The following is a 16,096-nucleotide window of genomic DNA, read 5'->3' as shown; positions in this document are numbered from 1 at the left end:
ACATGAGCGGTATCCATCACGGCTACGATCTGTTCGACGAATTCGCCCGCGTGCAGCGGCAGATGGCGAGCCTGCTCGGCGAGCGCCCGTCCGGCATCCGTGCGGGGCGCGCCGGCGCGTTTCCCGCACTCAACGTCGGCGCCACCGACGATGCGATCGAGATCGTCGCGTTCGCACCCGGCATGGCCGCGAGCGACTTCGACGTGTCGATCGACAAGGATCTGCTGACGATCAGCGGCGAGCGCAAGCCGGCGCCGCGCGAAGGCGACGACGTGCGCACGTATGCGCAGGAGCGCTTTCACGGCGCGTTCCGCCGCGTGGTCGAATTGCCGCGCGACGCGGACCCCGACCAGGTCAGCGCCCGCTACGAAAACGGCTGCCTGCTGATTCGCGTCGGCCGGCGCGAAGCATCGAAGCCGCGTGCGATCACGATTCAGTAATCTTCAGGATACCGACATGAACACGAACCCGACCCTGGCCGAACGCCACCCGAGCACCGTTCACGCTGCCGCCGCCGAAGCCGCGCGCCGGCCCGCGATCACGCCGTCCGTCGACATCGTCGAGGACGCGCGCGGCGTCACGTTGCGGGCCGACCTGCCCGGCGTGCCGCGCGACAACCTCGACGTGAAGGTGCACGACAATACGCTGACGATCGAAGCCGCGACGCAATTCGACGCGCCGGCCGACCTGCGCATGCGGCACGCGGAAGTACGCGCGACGCGCTATGCACGGTCGTTCGTGCTGAGCGCCGACCTCGACACGTCGCGGATCGACGCGAACCTGCGCGACGGCGTGCTGACGCTGACGATTCCGCGCCGCGAGGAAACGCGTCCGCGCCGCATCGACGTGACGGCCGGCCATGCGTAAGCATCGGCGCGTGTGCTGACGCGACGCGCATGAAAAATCCCCGCCCCGGCGCGATGCCGGGCGGGGATTTTTCACATCGGGCCGCGCGCGTTCGGGCACGCGAACGGCCGCTTCAATCGAAATCGAACAGATCGAACACCGACTTCTTGTGACGCCGGCCGTCGTGCCGATAACGCTCGTCGTGCGAGCGGCCGTCGCGCCCCCAGCCGTCGTCGCGGCCGCGCGGCGCGTGCGCATCGTGTTGCGCCGGCGCGGCGTCGCGGCGAACCGGCGCGTCACCGGTTTCGCGGGCGATCAGCTTGTCGAGTTCGCCGCGATCGAGCCACACGCCGCGGCAGGTCGGACAATAGTCGATCTCGATCGACTGGCGCTCGGCCATCAGCAGGTCGGGCGTCTTGCAGACAGGACATTTCATCGCGATTCTCCTTTCCGTGCGAATTTCATCCGGATTCCGTATGAGGCGCGCGAGCCGGCCGCCGCGGCGGCCGGCATCCCGCGTGCCGCGTCAGTCGCGCGCCGCGTGCGCGGCCCGCTTCGCCTTCGCGCGCCGCGCGAGCATGTTCATGCCCTCGACGAACGCCGAGAAGGCCATCGCCGCATAGATGTACCCCTTCGGCACGTGCGACCCGAACCCTTCGGCGATCAGCGTCATGCCGATCACGACCAGGAACGACAGCGCAAGCATCACGATCGTCGGGTTGCGGTCGATGAAGCGTGCGAGCGGCTGCGCGGCGAACAGCATCACGGTCACGGCGACGATCACGGCGACGAACATGATCGGGACGTGCTCGGTCATGCCGATCGCGGTCACGATGCTGTCGATCGAGAACACGATGTCGAGCATCACGATCTGGCCGATCGCGGCCCACATCGTCAGGCCGGCCGCGCCGGCGGCCCCGCCCGCGCCGTCGCCGTCGTGCGACACGTGGTGATGGATCTCGGTGGTCGCCTTCCACACGAGGAACAGGCCGCCCGACAGCAGGATCATGTCGCGCCACGAGAACGCATGGTCGAACAGCGTGAACACGGGTTCGGTGAGGCTCGCGATCCACGCGACGCTGCCGAGCAGCGCGAGGCGCATCACCAGCGCGAGCGCGATGCCGAGGCGCTGCGTGCGTGCGCGCTGCGCTTCGGGCAGCTTGTTGCTGAGGATCGAGATGAAGATCAGGTTGTCGATGCCGAGCACGACTTCCATCACGACGAGCGTCAGGAGCGCGGCCCAGACGGCGGGGTCGGTGGCAAGCGTCAGCAGATAGTCCATGGGATGGGCGGATACGAAAGTGGAAAACCCGATGATATGCCGCTCCGTACTTCGGAAAAATCAGAGAGAATCTGACTTCAGGTTCGTTTTTTTCGATATATCGTGCTCCGATGCTGAATTTTCGCCATCTGTACTATTTCTGGGTCGTCGTGAAGGAAGGCGGTTTCGCGCGTGCGGCCGGCCGGCTGGACATGGCCGTGCAGACGATCAGCGCACAGGTGCGCGAGCTGGAGAAATCGCTCGGGCACCAGTTGCTGCGCCCTGCCGGGCGCGGCGTCGCGATGACCGACGCCGGGCAGGCCGCCTTCGCGCGCGCGGAAGTCATCTTCGAGATGGGCCGGCTGATTCCCGACGACGTGCGCGCGGCGGCCAGCCGGCCGACCGTGCGGCTCGCGGTCGGCCTCGCGGACGGCATCTCCAAGCTCGCCGCGCACGCGATCCTGGCCCCGGTGCTCGACACGCCCACGCTGCGGCTGCTGTGCCACGAGGGCGAGCACGACGCGCTGCTCGCGGAACTCGCGCTGCATCATCTGGATCTCGTGCTGGCCGGCCAGGGCGCGCCGTCGGGGTCGAACCTGCGCGTGACGAGCGAGCGGCTCGTGGCCTCGCCGGTCGACTGGTACGGGCCCGCGGCGCTCGTCACGCCGGCCGCGCGGCAGCGCTTTCCGCAGTGCCTGGCCGAGCTGCCCGTGCTGCTGCCGACCGCGCATTCGGCGTTGCGCGCCCGCCTCGACCTGTGGCTGGAAAACGAGCGGATCGTGCCCCGCGTGGCCGGGGAGTTCGAGGACAGCGCGCTGATGGCCGTGTTCGCGGCGCGCGGCCTCGGCGTGTTCCCGCTGAGCGAACTCGGCGCGAACGATGCGTCGCTGCTGCGCGGGCTCAGGCGGCTCGGGCAGGCGGGCGACGTGACCGAGGAGATCCACGCGATCCGCTCGCGGCGCGGCGAACATCATCCGCTGACGTCGCGATTGCTGGCCGCGGCGCGCGGCGCGCCGGCCGACTGAAGCGAGCCGCGACATCAAACGAAACTATAATGTCGCCCCGGCCATACGAGATGTGCGCGTGCGCCCATCCGGGCATCGCCCTTGCGCCACCTCTCGCCGAGCCTTCTGAAAGACGCCATGCACAACCGATTTCGCCTGTTTTCCGTTTCGTGCGCGCTCGCGGCCGCGACCGTGCTGGCGGCATGCTCGTCGCCGCCCAAGCCGATCTACCAGCAGGAACAGTTCGACGCGACCACCAGCCCGTATGCGCATACGTTCCACTCGAAATCCGACGCGGCCTGCGAGGCCGCGCGGCGCGCGCTGCTGAGCCAGGGCTACGTGGTGTCGTCGTCGCGCAACGACGCGGTCGACGGCAGCAAGAATTTCCAGCCGAGCAACGACATGCACGTCGTGATCGAGTTTCACGTCGTGTGCGCGGACGCGACCGCGGACGGCTCGTCGAGCATCGCATACGTGAACGCGGTGCAGGACCGCTATACGCTGAAGAAGTCGAATACGTCGGCCAGCGTCGGCCTCAGCGTGTTCGGCTCGCTGTCGCTGCCGATCGGGTCGAGCGACGATGCGCTCGTGAAGACCGCGAGCGAGACGATTCCCGCCGGCGTGTTCTATGAACGCTTCTTCACGCTCGTCGACCATTTCCTGAAGATCGACCCGGCGCGGCGCGACCGCGCGACCGTGAAGGCCGCCGAGAAGGAGCCCGTCGCGCCGCTGCCCGAACCCGCGCCGACGCCGCAGGGTGAACCGATGAAGATGACGACGCCGGTCGTGCCGACGCCGCCCGCGGCGCCCGTGCCGCTTTCGGTGCCGGGTGTCACGCCGGGGTCGGGCGCGAATGCCGTGCCGGCCGCGGCATCGGCCGTCGCGGCGCCCGCCGCGATGCGCGCTGCCGCGCCGGCGGCGGCGTCCGGGCCGGTGCCGGCTTCGGCTGCCGGCCCGGCGCCTGCATCGGCGCCTGCTCCCGCTTCGGCTGCCGCGCCGGCTTCGGCGCCGAAGCCGGGTTCCGGCCCGGCAACCGCGCCGGCACCTTCGCCGACCTCCGGTTCGACGGCCGCGCCGGTCTCCGCGCCCGCATCTGCCTCGGCTCCGGCGGCAGCGCCGGCCACCGCGACGCCGTCATCGGCCGCTCCCGCGTCTTCATCGGCAGCATCCGCGCCCGCATCGGCATCGGCGCCGTCGAGCGCATCGCCTGCAACGGCGACCGACAACCCCGTCGCATCGTCCGCGCCGTCCGGCGCGAGCGCCCCCACCGCGAACTGATCGCACTCCCGTATCGTCGCGCCCGGCCGCATGCGGCGCAGCGCGACGGCACGCCCGCCTTGCGCACCGTTCCTGAAGTCGTTTCTGCCTATCCGGCCGTACGCCGGCCGCACTTGGCCGTGCGGGGTTGACGGAAAGGCAACGTCGACGCGTCACGGTGAGCCACGTATGCCCCAGGCTCGCAGTCACCCCGCGAAAATCGCAAAACGATCCGTCGTCCCGCGACTGCGCGGCTCGCCGGCGCCCCGCCTACCGCAACGTCGCGCGCAGCGTCTGCAGATCCTCGACGGTGGCGGTCACGCCGCCGCAGACGATCACCGCGATGTCGGACGCCGACGCGAGCACCGGCACCGGCTGCTCGAGCACGGCCAGTGCAGCGCCGCACGCCGGCTCGACGACGATCCTGTGCTCATCGAGAAACCGCAGCGACGCGGCCACCGCGTCGGCATCGGACACGACGACCGGATGGATCGCGTGACGCGTCGCCCATTCGACCGCCGCGTCGCACGGCCGCTTCGCGCCGAGCGTCGTCGCGATGCTGGCGATGGCCGGCAATTCAACCGGGCGCCCCTGCGCGACCGAGCGTGCATAGCAGTCGGCGCCTGCCGTTTCGGCCGCGACGACCGGCACGTCTTGCCAGCCGTTGCGCGCCAGCCCTTCGAGCACGCCGCACAGCAGGCCGCCGCCGCCGACCGCGAGCACGACCGCGTCGGGCTTCGGGCCGACCGCCGCCATCTCGTCGATCATCGTCGCGTGGCCCTGCCACAGCACGCGGTCGTCGAACGGATGCACGAATGCATCGTGCCCGTCGAGCGTCGACTGCGCGAACGCGTTCGCCTCGGCCCAGCTCGCGCCGTGCACGACGAGTTCCGCGCCTTCGACGCGGATCAGTTCGCGCGCCCGGGCCGATGCGCTTTCCGGCACGACGACGCGCACCGGCACGCCGAGTTCGCGGCCGCAATACGCGACCGCGATGCCCGCGTTGCCGCCCGACGACGACACGAACCGCCGCGCCCCGGCCGCATGGCGCGCCTCGCACACGGCGCCGATGCCGCGCAGCTTGAACGAGCCCGACGGCTGCAACGCGTCGAGCTTCAGCCGGATAGTCCTGCCGAGCCGGCGGGACGCGATTTGCGAGCGGATATAAGGCGTCGGGATATGAAGCGGCATGGGACGGAACGCAAGGGGAAACGGAGGAAACTCGCACGACTCGCGAGCCAGGAAGCGGATGCGGCAATGACGGTCATCGTACGGCAGGCGCGCCATGCTTTCCAATACCATCGAATGGCATTTGCTATGCTTACCAGACATATCAACGAACCCGACCGGACACCGCATGCGCCAGATCGAACTGCGTCACCTGCGCTACTTCGTCGCCGTCGCCCAGGCCGGCAGCGTGATGGCCGGCGCCCGCGCGGTGGGCATCGTGCAGCCCGCGCTGTCACGGCAGATCCGCGAGCTCGAAGATGCGATCGGCACGCCGCTGCTGGTCCGTCGCGCGACCGGCGTCACGCTCACGGCGGCCGGCACGAGCTTCCTGCACGATGCGACCGGCCTGCTCGCGATGCTGCAGGACAGCCGCGAGCGCGCGTTGCGCAGCGCGGCCGGCCAGCTCGGCGAACTGCGGCTCGGCGCGCTGCCGAACTGCCTGCCGCTGCCGATCGTCGCGAACGTCCTCAAGGCGTTTCGCGATGCGTGCCCGGATGTGAAACTGTCGATCGCGCCGATGCTGTCGGCCGAACAGGCGAGCGCGCTGACGCGCGGCCAGCTCGACGCGGGGATCATGGCGTGGCGTCGCGAGGAAGCGCCTCACCTGACGGGCGTGCGGCTACTGAGCGACCGCTTCGTGCTCGCGATGCCCGCGCCGCCGGGCGGCCGCTTCGTCGCACCGCGCGCGCTGGCCGACGTCGCGAACGAACCGTTCGTCTGGTTCGATGCGCAGCGTTCCGCCGCGCACCACCGCTTCCTGATGACGCAGTGCCAGCAGGCCGGCTTCACGCCGCGCATCGCGCAGGTCGGCAGCGACATCCCGACGCTGATCGGCCTCGTCGCGGCCGGCATGGGCTGCGCGTTCGTGCCGGAAAGCGCGTCGCCGACCTGCCCGCGCACGGTCCGGCTCGTCGCGCTCGACGAACTCGCGAGCCGCTTCGACATCGAGTTCGTGTTCGACGGCGCGGCGGCGGCCCCGTCGCCCGTCGTCGCGCGGTTTCTCGCGGCGGTCCGCGACGCGGCCGGCGAATCGGGCTGAGCGCATGCCGGATGCATCGGCGCGCGCTCGGGCGACACGACTTGCGGCGCCGGCCGACGGGCCGACGGACGGAATCCGACTTCCGTCATCGCGTCGTTTTTGATGCTGTAGCACGGCGAACGACACAGCCGCATCATCGAAAAATCTTTCAGAACGCCGACGGACGACGCGACGACACCGCAATTCTCAAATTGACACCAAAAACGGCCGTTTAACGCCGATTCGAATCGTCATGGCCCGAAATATACTGCGCGCGCATCCAACCCTCGTGCCAAAGAGAGGATGCGTTTCCGCCCCGGCCATGGACCCCCTGTGGTCGGGGCTTTTTTGCTGCCGACGCTGGCAGTTCGACGCTTTCCAGCCCCTTGTGCGATGCCGGTCCCGTCGAAGCACCATCCGAGGGCCACGGCGCGCACACCTCCCCGCACCCTGCATTGTTGACATCAAATCAAGATAATTTCGTCCGAATGCGGCTTTTTCCGCAAAAGTAATGCAGGCACACTTCGGCTGTCCTCAATGGCTTCGTGCCGTTGTCCCACGATCACAGGAGTCCACCGCGTGAACCCCACGACTTCCTCTCCTTCCCGTCCCGGCGGCGGCGCCGCGCTGCCGCTGCTGGCGCTCGCCGCCGGCGCGTTCGGCATCGGCACGACCGAATTCTCGCCGATGGGCCTGCTGCCCGTGATCGCCGAAGGCGTGCACGTGTCGATTCCGCAAGCCGGCATGCTGATCAGCGCGTATGCGATCGGCGTGATGGTCGGCGCGCCGCTGATGACGCTGCTGCTCGCGCGCTGGTCGCGCCGTTCCGCACTGATCGCGCTGATGTCGATCTTCACGATCGGCAACCTGCTGTCGGCCGTCGCGCCGGACTACACGACGCTGCTGCTCGCACGTCTCGTGACGAGCCTCAACCACGGTGCGTTCTTCGGGCTCGGCTCGGTGGTCGCGGCAAGCCTCGTGCCGCGCGAAAAGCAGGCCAGCGCGGTCGCGACGATGTTCATGGGCCTGACGATCGCGAACGTCGGCGGCGTGCCGGCCGCGACCTGGCTCGGCCAGATCATCGGCTGGCGCATGTCGTTCGCCGCGACCGCGGGCCTCGGCCTGATCGCGATCGCCGGCCTGTTCGCCGCGCTGCCGAAAGGTGAAGCCGGCAAGATGCCCGACCTGCGTGCCGAACTCTCCGTGCTCACGCGCCCGGTCGTGCTCGGCGCGCTCGGGACGACCGTGCTCGGCGCCGGCGCGATGTTCACGCTCTATACGTACGTCGCGCCGACGCTCGAACACCTGACGGGCGCGACGCCCGGCTTCGTGACCGCGATGCTCGTGCTGATCGGCGTCGGTTTCTCGATCGGCAACATCGCGGGCGGACGCCTCGCCGACCGCTCGCTCGACGGCACGCTGATCGGCTTCCTGTTGCTGCTGATCGCGACGATGGCCGCGTTCCCGCTGCTTGCGGCCACGCATGCGGGCGCCGCCGTCACGCTGCTGGTCTGGGGGATCGCGACGTTCGCGGTCGTGCCGCCGCTGCAGATGCGCGTGATGCGCGCGGCCCATGAAGCGCCGGGCCTCGCATCGGCGGTGAACATCGGCGCGTTCAATCTCGGCAATGCGCTGGGCGCCGCCGCGGGCGGCGCGGCGATCTCGGCCGGATTCGGCTACGCGGCGGTGCCGCTCGTCGGCGCGCTGATCGCGGCCGCCGGCCTCGTGCTCGTCATGCTGCAGATCACGCAGCGCCGCCGCTCGCCGGCCGCCGCGAATTCGTAAGCGCGGGCACGCCCGGGCCATCTGGAATCTTCCGCGTGCATGCTCACGGCCGCGCCATGCGGCCGTTTTCATTTTCGGCGTGCGCTCGGTTCGACGGCCCGGTCAGCGCCGAGCGCCAAACCCGCCGAAAAACGCGCGTGCGTTCGCGTCGAGACTCTCGAGGTGATAGCCGCCCTCCTGCACGATCACCGTCGGCAACCCGAGCGCGCCGATCGCGCCGCCGAGCCGCCCGAACCCGTCGGTCGTGACCGCGACCTGCGATTGCGGATCGTCCTTGTAGATGTCGAAGCCGAGCGCGAGCACGAGCGCATCGGGCTGGAACCGCGCGAGCGCGCGCAGCGCGTCGTCGAGCCGCTCGAAGAACGCCGACTCCGGCGCGCCGTGCGGCATCGGCAGGTTGAGGTTGAAGCCGTCGCCGGCCCCCGTTCCCGTCTCGTCCTCGTAACCGGCGACGACCGGGTAGAAGTTGGTCGGGTCGCCGTGGATCGACACGTACAGCACATCGTCGCGGCCGTAGAAGATCTCCTGCACGCCCTGCCCGTGATGCATGTCGGTATCGAGGATCGCGACGCGCCGATGGCGGCCCAGCAGCGCCTGCGCGGCGATCGCCGCATTGTTCAGGTAGCAGAAGCCGCCGGCCGCGTCGCGGCGCGCATGATGGCCGGGCGGCCGGCACAGCGCGTACGCTTCGCGCGCGCCGTCGTTGACGTCGGCCGCGGCCGCCAGTGCGCCCTGCGCGGACCAGTACGCCGCGCGCCATGTGTTCGCGCCCACCGGGCAACTACCGTCGGCCAGATAGCGCGCGGCTTTCGCGAGCACGCCGCGCAACGGATTCGGATCGCGCACGAACACGTTCGACATCACTTCGTCGCCCCAGTCGTCGGGCATCTGCTTCCAGTCGCGGTGCGCGTCCTCGAGAAAGCGCAGGTAGTTCATGTCGTGCACGGCCGCGATCGGTGCGGTGCCGCGGTCGGCCGGCTCGCGCACGTCGAAGTCGAGCGACCGGACGGCCGCGACGAGCCGCGCCGCACGTTCCGGCACTTCCTGCGGTTCGCGCATCCGGCCGCGCGACAGGTAGCTGCGCGGGTGGTGCAGCAATTGTTCGGGATGGAAATAGGTTTTCATCGGAATCCTCATCGATTCGCCGTTTCAGGCATCGTGCGTGGCCGCCGCCGCGTCGACGCGCGCCGCGATTCCCGCGCGCGCCAGCACCGCATGGAGCAGCACGTTCGTGCCGCGCGTCACGTCGTCGGGCAATGCATCCTCGGCTTCGTTGTGCGACAGCCCGTCGACGCACGGGATGAACACCATCGCGGTCGGGAAGCGGCGCGCGAGCAGGATTGCGTCATGGCCGGCGCCGCTCACGATCCGCTCGTGCGTGTAGCCGAACGCGGCAGCAGCCTGCGCGACCAGCCCGACACACTCGCGGTCGAACGGCGTCGCCGGGCTGCGCCAGCAGGTCTCGACCGACACCTGCACGCCTCGCGCGGCGGCCACGCGAGCGCAGGCGTCGCGCAGGTCGCGCTCCATCGCATCGACTTCCGCATCGTCGTGATGACGCAGGTCGACCGTGAACGTCAGGTCGCCGGCAATCGTGTTGCGCGACGCGTGGCGGATGCCAACCTGCCCGATCGTCGCGAGCCCGCGCGGCGCGTAACCGGCGACGATCCGCTCGAGTTCGAGCGCGATTTGCGCGCTCGCGAAATACGCATCCTTGCGATACGGCATCGGCGTCGTGCCCGCGTGCGCGGCCACGCCCGTCACCGTCACGTCGAGCCAGCGGATCGCCTGCCCGCCGGTGACGATGCCGATCGTCGTGCCGTTCGCTTCGAGCACGGGGCCCTGTTCGATGTGCGCCTCGAAATATGCATCGACCGCCCCGCCCGTGGCGCGCGTGCCGCGGTAGCCGCACGCGTCGAGCGCCGCGCCGAGCGTGACGCCGTCGGCGTCCTGCTTCGCGAGCGCATCGTCGAGCGGCAACGCGCCCGTGAACACGGCCGAGCCGAGCATCGCCGGCGCGAAACGCGCGCCTTCCTCGTTGGTCCAGGACACGATCTCGAGCGGCTTGTCGGTCGCGATGCCCGCGTCGTTCAGCGTGCGCACGAGTTCGAGCGCGGCGAGCACGCCGTACACGCCGTCGAAGCGACCGCCTTCGGGCTGCGTGTCGAGATGGCTGCCGATCAGCACCGGCGCGGCGTGCGCATCGGCGCCCTCGCGCCGCGCGAACAGGTTGCCGACGGCATCGACGCTCACCGTCAGCCCCGCGTCGCGGCACCATTGTGTGAACAGGTCGCGCCCGCGGCGGTCGTCATCGGTGAGCGCGAGGCGCCGTACGCCGCCGCGCGGCGTCGCGCCGACGCGCGCCATGTCGGCAAGGCTCCGCCACAGGCGGGCGCCGTCGATTTCCAGCAGGTCATCCATAAGAATTCCGTATCGATTCGTGCGTTGAGGGTCAATGCGAGCCGAGCGCTTCGGCGGCGGCCGGCTGCGCGGCACGGCGCGCGTCGAGTGCGACGATGCAGAGCAGCGAAACGCCGGCGAGACACGTGTAGAACACCGCGAGCGGCCACCACTGGCCCGTGAAGCGATGCGCGAGCCACGTGCCGACGAGCGGCGTCAGGCCGCCCGCGATCGCGCCGCAAATCTGGTAAGCGAGCGAGATCGCCGAATAGCGCACGTGCGCGGGAAATACGTCGCTGACGAAGCCCGCGATCACCGAATAGAAACCGGCCATGCAGACGACGGCGAGTGCGATGCCGGCGATCAGCGACGCGGACGTGCCGCCCTGCACGAGCATGAACATCGGATACGGCGACAGCATCGCGAGCAGCGCCGCGAGCTTCAGGAAGCGCGCGCCGCCGATGCGCTCGGCGATCCACGCGGCGAGCGGCTGCGCGAAGAACTGGATGATCGCGACCGCGAACAGGCTGTCGAGGATCAGCGAGCGCGAGACGCCGACATACTGCGTCGTGTACGCGATCATGAACGTGTTCGTGAAATAGACGCCCGCGATGCCGATCGTGTTCGCGCCGATGCAGAGCAGCACGAGCCCCGACGCGGAGCGGAACACTTCCGCGACCGGCAGCTTCACCGTGCGGTTGGCTTCCTTCACCCGCGCGAATTCCGGCGACTCGTTCACGCCGAGCCGGATCAGGATGCCGACCACGAGCAGCACCGCGCTCGCGAGAAACGGCAGGCGCCAGCCCCACGCGAGGAAGTCGGCCTTGTCCATCGACGTGACCGCGCGGAACGCGACCAGCGACAGGATCAGCCCGGCCGGGCTGCCGAGCTGCGCGAACGACGCGAAAAACGTGCGGCGCCCCTGCGGCGCATGCTCGCCCGCCATCAGCACCGCCCCGCCCCACTCGCCGCCGACCGCGATCCCCTGCACGACGCGCAGCGCGACGAGCAGCACCGGTGCAAGGATGCCGACCTTCGAATAGGCGGGCAGCAGCCCGACGCACACGGTTGCGACGCCCATCATCATCAGCGTCGTCATCAGCGCCTTCTTGCGGCCGATGCGGTCGCCGAGATGGCCGAAGATCACGCCGCCGAGCGGGCGCGCGAAGAAGCCGACCGCGAACGTCGCGAACGATGCCATCGTGCTGACGAACGGGTCGTGCGACGGGAAATAGAGTTCGCCGAACACGAGCGCGGCGGCGGTCGCGTAGATGTAGAAGTCGTACCACTCGATCATCGTGCCGATGAACGCGGCCGTCGCGGCGCGTGCCGGCTGGCGGGCGGAAGGAAGGGACTGGCTCATGCGGGCTCCTGACGCGCGCCGCGGCGGGGCGGCACGCAATATCGTGACGACGGCCGTCTGTCGCGGCCTCGCGCCGCACGCTGCGGCGCCCCTCCTTTATCGGTGGCCGCAAATCATTAGTCAAATTTCAAGTTATTATTCGCCGTATAAATTCAACTAATGACTAGCCGCCGCCCTGCCCGGAGACCCGATGCGCCCCGATCTCGCCCCGTTCCTGAACGACCGCCTCGACTGGAACCTGCTGCGCACCTATCTGGTGATCATGCAGGAGCGCAGCGTGAGCCGCGCGGCGGCCCGCCTGCACGTCACGCAGCCGGCCGTGAGCCAGGCGCTGCGGCGGCTCGAGGAGACGCTCGAGCGCCGGCTGATCGAGCGGCGCGGCGCGCACTTCGCGCCGACGCCGGCCGGCGAAGCCGTGTACCGGATCGCGAGCGACATCTACGGCGGCATCTCGCGCCTCGAAACCGAAATCGACGACAGCACGGCCGATCTGACCGGCTCGATCCGGCTGCTGACGGTGAGCCGCATCGAATCGCCCGTCTACGACGAATTCCTCGCGGATTTCCATCGTGCGTATCCGCGTATCGATCTGCAGATCGAAGTAATGCGCTCGTCGGACATCCTGTCGTCGCTGCTGCAGAAAACGGCCACGGCCGGGCTCGGCCTGTGCCGCACGCCGCACGACAAGCTGGAGATGCGCTGCTTCCTGCGCCAGCGCTATGCGATCTACTGTGGCCGCCATCACCGGCTGTTCGGGCAGACGCAGTTGCGGATGGACGATCTGCTCGCGGAGAATTTCGTGTCGTTCACGAGCGACCAGATCGGCGACAGCCTGTCGCCGCTCACCGTGTTCCGTGACCAGAAGGGTTTCACGGGGCGTATCGTCGCATCGTCGCCGAGCCTCGACGAAGTGCGTCGGCTGATCTTCGCGGGCTACGGGATCGGCTGCCTGCCCGAGCACATCGTGCGCGACGACATCGCGCAGCAGCGGCTGTGGCGGCTGCCGCCCGACGACGGGCTCGTCGACGTCGACGTGTTCCTGCTGTGGCATCGCGACCGCAAGATGAATGCGGCCGAGCACGCGTTTCTCGACGCGATGGAGCGCTGCATGCAGCGCTACTCGCTCGCGCAGCGGCTGGGGAAGTGACGGCGCGTGGGCGGCGCCCGGCCCGGCGCTCGAGCCGGCGGCGTGCCGGCCCGATGCGCGACGCGTGTCGTCAGTGGTGAACTTCGCCGCGTTCGAGCGGCAGGATCAGGCGCTCGGGAATGCTGCGTCGCGACGCGCGGGCGCCGACGTAATACAGCACGGCCGGCACGACGAGGCCGAGGATCCACGAGATGTCGGTGCCGCCGAGCGCGTCGACGAGCGGCCCCGTGTAGATGTGCGTCGACATGAACGGCAGTTGCACCAGGATGCCGATCACGTAGATCGCGATCGCCATCCCGTTCCAGCGGCCGTAGCGGCCGTCCGGATCGGACAGCGCCGGCACGTCGTAGCGCGAACGCGTGAAGCAGTAGTAATCGACGAGGTTGATCGCGCTCCACGGCGTGAAGAACGCGAGCAGGAACAGGATGAACGCGGTGAATTCCTTCAGGAACGAATGACGGCCCGCGAGCGCGATCAGCGTCGACACGCAGATCATCCCGAGGATGTACACGAGGCGGCTCTTCGACGACACCGCGCCCTTGCCGCGAAAGCCGCTGACGATCGTCGCCATCGACATGAAGCTGCCGTACGCGTTGAGCGCCGTCACCGTCACCTTGCCGAACGCGATGCTGAAATACAGCAGCGCGGCCACGGCGCCCGTCGAGCCCAGGCCGACGATGTACGACACTTCATGGTGCGCGAACTGGCTGCCGGCGAGCGCGGCCGCGAACACGCCGAACACCATCGCCGCCTGCGCGCCGATCACCGAGCCGAGGCCGACCGCGAGAAACGTCGCGACCGACGACGTCGCGCGCGGCAGGTAGCGCGAATAGTCGGCCACGTACGGGCCGAACGCGATCTGCCACGACGCGGACAGCGACATCGCGAGCAGGAAGCTCGCCAGCGAGAAATGCTTGTTCGCGAGCAGCGCGCCGACGTCGTGGTTCGCGAACAGTTGCGCGAACATGTAGATGAACGCGACGATGCCGACCACGCTCGCGATCCGGCCGACGAAGTGAATCGCGCGATAGCCGAACACAGTCAGCACGACGATCACGGCCGCGAACAGCAGGATGCCGGCCGCGTCGTCGACGTGCAGCAGTTGCGCGACGGCCTGCCCGGCCAGCACCGAGCCGCTCGCGGAAAAACCGATGTACATCAGGCACACGAGCACGATCGGAATCATCGCGCCGTACACGCCGAACTGCACGCGGCTCGAGATCATCTGCGGCAAGCCGAGCTGCGGGCCCTGCGCGCCGTGCAGCGCCATCACCGCGCCGCCGACCAGTTGGCCAAGCAGCAGCGCGACCAGCGACCAGAACACGTCGCCGCCGAGCACGACCGCGAGCGCGCCCGTGACGATCGCGGTGATCTGCATGTTCGCCGACAGCCACAGCGTGAACTGGCTCAGCAGGCCGCCGTGGCGCTCGGCGTCGGGAATGAAGTCGATCGAGCGTACCTCGATCAGTCCGCCGGCTTTTCCACTGGAATTCGTTGACACGGGTCGATCTCCACGATACTCAGGACCACACATGGTTTGAACGGGACAGGAAGCTGCGCGCCACTCTTTCGGCTCCGCGAATGCGGGGCGCCGTGGATCGCCGGCATGCACCACGCACGCATGGTCCGCACGCTGGCGCGCAAGCGGCACGATGGGTGCCGACATTGCCAGCGGATGATCTTGTATATACAACTTACGAGATATCGGTGATTACCCGGTATCGACGGATTTTCGAAATCGTCCCGGCAATTGCGGCGCGCCCGCGCAGTTTCGGCGCGAGCCGGATGTCGGGAAAATGAAAGTTCGGCTGGCCGGGGGCGGTCGATCGGGCGCAGCCGTCACTGCACGGCAAGCGCGGACGAATGGCCTGCCGAGCGCACCGCCCCGGCCGCGTCAGACGAGCCGGTCGGATGCGACGACCCGCACGCCCGGCCGTGCGTCGATCGCCGCGTCGAGCAAGGCGCGCGCAATCCGCGACGCGGGATTCACGCGCCACTTCACCGGCAGCACCGGTGCGGCGGCGCTCAGCGCGAACACCAGCAGCCGTTCGCCGAATCGAAACTCGTCGCGGCTGCCGCCGATCAGGCCCGGTCGCACGTACGTGAGCGAATCGAACCCGACGCCGGCGAGCGCCTGTTCGACCTCGCCCTTCACGCGGTTGTAGAAGATCCGCGAAGCAGCATCCGCGCCGAGTGCGGAATTCAGCACGTAGGTTGGCGTGCCGTGCCGGTGCGCGAGCCGCGCGACCGCGAGCGGATAGTCGTGATCGACGCGCCGGAAGGCCGCCTGCGAACCGGCCGCCCGCATCGTGGTACCGAGCGTGCAGATCACGGCATCCGCGCGCCACCAGTCGGCCGCGTCGGGCAGATGGTCGAAATCGACTTCCAGCGCGCGCATCTTCGGATGCGGCGACAACGGCCGGCGCGCGAGGACGATCACCTGATCGACTCGCGCATCGGCCAGCGCGGCTTCGAGGACGTGGCGCCCGACGAGTCCGGTCGCACCGACGAGCAGCAGTTTCATGTCCGCTATTCCGTGTGGAGGGAGCCTGCGTTGGCGGACCCAGGCGGCCCGGTTTCCGGCTATCGACATGATCGTCGGCCGACGCGGCGGCGGCAACCCTCCCCTCGTCTCGAAAAATTACGGCGCTGTCGGGTGCGGTCGAATGCGGCGCGGCCGGCGCTGCCGTTGCGCGCGTTCCCGACCCGGCGTGCGAGTACGGGCAACCGGATCGGATCGGCTTCGGGACCGGCGCGTGCCGATACCGATGAACAACATGAAGTC

15 protein-coding genes are annotated in these 16,096 nt (G+C 69.1%); 7 read left to right on the top strand and 8 right to left on the bottom strand.

Going from position 1 to position 16,096, the window contains the following annotated elements:
• The first annotated feature begins 2 nt into the window (after positions 1-2).
• Positions 3-440 carry an Hsp20/alpha crystallin family protein gene (locus tag CFB35_RS06030; RefSeq protein WP_060965820.1) on the top strand — a complete coding sequence of 146 codons (438 nt, stop codon included), beginning with the start codon at positions 3-5 and terminating at the stop codon, positions 438-440.
• A gap of 16 nt (positions 441-456) precedes the next feature.
• Positions 457-867 carry an Hsp20/alpha crystallin family protein gene (locus tag CFB35_RS06025; RefSeq protein ID WP_059644168.1) on the top strand — a complete coding sequence of 137 codons (411 nt, stop codon included), beginning with the start codon at positions 457-459 and terminating at the stop codon, positions 865-867.
• Positions 868-979: 112 nt separating this feature from the next.
• On the opposite strand, the gene CFB35_RS06020 is transcribed toward CFB35_RS06025, so the two are convergent.
• Together CFB35_RS06020 and CFB35_RS06015 are read right to left on the bottom strand one after the other, a co-directional pair.
• Positions 980-1,282 (bottom strand): zf-TFIIB domain-containing protein, encoded by a 303-nt coding sequence (locus CFB35_RS06020; RefSeq protein ID WP_089464652.1) that lies wholly within the window; start codon positions 1,280-1,282, stop codon positions 980-982.
• A 90-nt stretch (positions 1,283-1,372) separates the two neighbouring features.
• Entirely contained in the window at positions 1,373-2,128 is a 756-nt protein-coding gene (locus tag CFB35_RS06015) for a TerC family protein (RefSeq protein WP_059573900.1), read from the bottom strand.
• Between the two features lie 110 nt (positions 2,129-2,238).
• Between CFB35_RS06015 and CFB35_RS06010 the strand changes: the two genes are divergently transcribed.
• Both CFB35_RS06010 and CFB35_RS06005 read left to right on the top strand, forming a co-directional pair.
• The gene (locus CFB35_RS06010; protein ID WP_059644163.1) at positions 2,239-3,132 is read left to right on the top strand and encodes a LysR family transcriptional regulator; all 894 of its coding nucleotides are present in this window, start codon (positions 2,239-2,241) and stop codon (positions 3,130-3,132) included.
• A gap of 117 nt (positions 3,133-3,249) precedes the next feature.
• Complete coding sequence (locus CFB35_RS06005; RefSeq protein ID WP_059573902.1) at positions 3,250-4,389, top strand: DUF2242 domain-containing protein; 1,140 nt, start codon at positions 3,250-3,252, stop codon at positions 4,387-4,389.
• Between the two features lie 249 nt (positions 4,390-4,638).
• Here the strand turns inward: CFB35_RS06005 and CFB35_RS06000 are convergent, their stop codons facing one another.
• Positions 4,639-5,559, bottom strand: coding sequence for a pyridoxal-phosphate dependent enzyme (locus tag CFB35_RS06000; RefSeq protein ID WP_089464651.1), 921 nt, complete (start codon positions 5,557-5,559; stop codon positions 4,639-4,641).
• Between the two features lie 166 nt (positions 5,560-5,725).
• Here CFB35_RS06000 and CFB35_RS05995 point away from each other — a divergent pair, with 166 nt between their 5' ends.
• Both CFB35_RS05995 and CFB35_RS05990 read left to right on the top strand, forming a co-directional pair.
• Positions 5,726-6,637, top strand: a complete 912-nt coding sequence (locus CFB35_RS05995; protein ID WP_089464650.1) for a LysR family transcriptional regulator — start codon at positions 5,726-5,728, stop codon at positions 6,635-6,637.
• A gap of 558 nt (positions 6,638-7,195) precedes the next feature.
• On the top strand, positions 7,196-8,401 hold the full coding sequence (locus CFB35_RS05990) for an MFS transporter (RefSeq protein WP_089464649.1): 1,206 nt from the start codon (positions 7,196-7,198) through the stop codon (positions 8,399-8,401).
• Positions 8,402-8,503: 102 nt separating this feature from the next.
• Here CFB35_RS05990 and CFB35_RS05985 read toward each other — a convergent pair whose 3' ends face one another.
• From CFB35_RS05985 to CFB35_RS05975, 3 genes are read right to left on the bottom strand one after another with little or no spacing between them, the layout of a single operon-like run.
• Positions 8,504-9,526, bottom strand: a complete 1,023-nt coding sequence (locus CFB35_RS05985; RefSeq protein ID WP_059573906.1) for a histone deacetylase family protein — start codon at positions 9,524-9,526, stop codon at positions 8,504-8,506.
• A 24-nt stretch (positions 9,527-9,550) separates the two neighbouring features.
• The gene (locus tag CFB35_RS05980; protein ID WP_089464648.1) at positions 9,551-10,822 is read right to left on the bottom strand and encodes a Zn-dependent hydrolase; all 1,272 of its coding nucleotides are present in this window, start codon (positions 10,820-10,822) and stop codon (positions 9,551-9,553) included.
• 31 nt (positions 10,823-10,853) lie between these two features.
• Positions 10,854-12,164: an MFS transporter gene (locus CFB35_RS05975; RefSeq protein ID WP_059573908.1), complete on the bottom strand. Its 1,311-nt coding sequence runs from the start codon at positions 12,162-12,164 to the stop codon at positions 10,854-10,856.
• 190 nt (positions 12,165-12,354) lie between these two features.
• On the opposite strand from CFB35_RS05975, the gene CFB35_RS05970 reads away from it, so the two are divergent.
• Positions 12,355-13,311, top strand: a complete 957-nt coding sequence (locus CFB35_RS05970; protein ID WP_059644144.1) for a LysR family transcriptional regulator — start codon at positions 12,355-12,357, stop codon at positions 13,309-13,311.
• Between the two features lie 70 nt (positions 13,312-13,381).
• On the opposite strand, the gene CFB35_RS05965 is transcribed toward CFB35_RS05970, so the two are convergent.
• Together CFB35_RS05965 and CFB35_RS05955 are read right to left on the bottom strand one after the other, a co-directional pair.
• Positions 13,382-14,812 (bottom strand): cytosine permease, encoded by a 1,431-nt coding sequence (locus CFB35_RS05965; protein ID WP_060965812.1) that lies wholly within the window; start codon positions 14,810-14,812, stop codon positions 13,382-13,384.
• A 393-nt stretch (positions 14,813-15,205) separates the two neighbouring features.
• On the bottom strand, positions 15,206-15,835 hold the full coding sequence (locus CFB35_RS05955; protein WP_060313443.1) for an NAD(P)H-binding protein: 630 nt from the start codon (positions 15,833-15,835) through the stop codon (positions 15,206-15,208).
• Positions 15,836-16,096 lie beyond the last annotated feature (261 nt).

This window comes from Burkholderia sp. AU16482, from assembly GCF_002223285.1.
In the GTDB taxonomy this organism is placed as follows: domain Bacteria; phylum Pseudomonadota; class Gammaproteobacteria; order Burkholderiales; family Burkholderiaceae; genus Burkholderia; species Burkholderia semiarida.
This window is presented reverse-complemented; position numbering and strand designations above follow the sequence as displayed.

Excerpts from the sequence above, each read along its gene's own strand:
- CFB35_RS06000 (WP_089464651.1), bottom strand. The coding sequence starts at position 5,559 with ATGCCGCTTCATATCCCGACGCCTTATATCCGCTCGCAAATCGCGTCC.
- CFB35_RS06015 (WP_059573900.1), bottom strand. The coding sequence starts at position 2,128 with ATGGACTATCTGCTGACGCTTGCCACCGACCCCGCCGTCTGGGCCGCG.
- CFB35_RS05955 (WP_060313443.1), bottom strand. The coding sequence starts at position 15,835 with ATGAAACTGCTGCTCGTCGGTGCGACCGGACTCGTCGGGCGCCACGTC.
- CFB35_RS06025 (WP_059644168.1), top strand. The coding sequence starts at position 457 with ATGAACACGAACCCGACCCTGGCCGAACGCCACCCGAGCACCGTTCAC.
- CFB35_RS05985 (WP_059573906.1), bottom strand. The coding sequence starts at position 9,526 with ATGAAAACCTATTTCCATCCCGAACAATTGCTGCACCACCCGCGCAGC.
- CFB35_RS06010 (WP_059644163.1), top strand. The coding sequence starts at position 2,239 with ATGCTGAATTTTCGCCATCTGTACTATTTCTGGGTCGTCGTGAAGGAA.
- CFB35_RS05970 (WP_059644144.1), top strand. The coding sequence starts at position 12,355 with ATGCGCCCCGATCTCGCCCCGTTCCTGAACGACCGCCTCGACTGGAAC.
- CFB35_RS05975 (WP_059573908.1), bottom strand. The coding sequence starts at position 12,164 with ATGAGCCAGTCCCTTCCTTCCGCCCGCCAGCCGGCACGCGCCGCGACG.
- CFB35_RS06030 (WP_060965820.1), top strand. The coding sequence starts at position 3 with ATGAGCGGTATCCATCACGGCTACGATCTGTTCGACGAATTCGCCCGC.
- CFB35_RS05980 (WP_089464648.1), bottom strand. The coding sequence starts at position 10,822 with ATGGATGACCTGCTGGAAATCGACGGCGCCCGCCTGTGGCGGAGCCTT.
- CFB35_RS06005 (WP_059573902.1), top strand. The coding sequence starts at position 3,250 with ATGCACAACCGATTTCGCCTGTTTTCCGTTTCGTGCGCGCTCGCGGCC.
- CFB35_RS05995 (WP_089464650.1), top strand. The coding sequence starts at position 5,726 with ATGCGCCAGATCGAACTGCGTCACCTGCGCTACTTCGTCGCCGTCGCC.
- CFB35_RS06020 (WP_089464652.1), bottom strand. The coding sequence starts at position 1,282 with ATGAAATGTCCTGTCTGCAAGACGCCCGACCTGCTGATGGCCGAGCGC.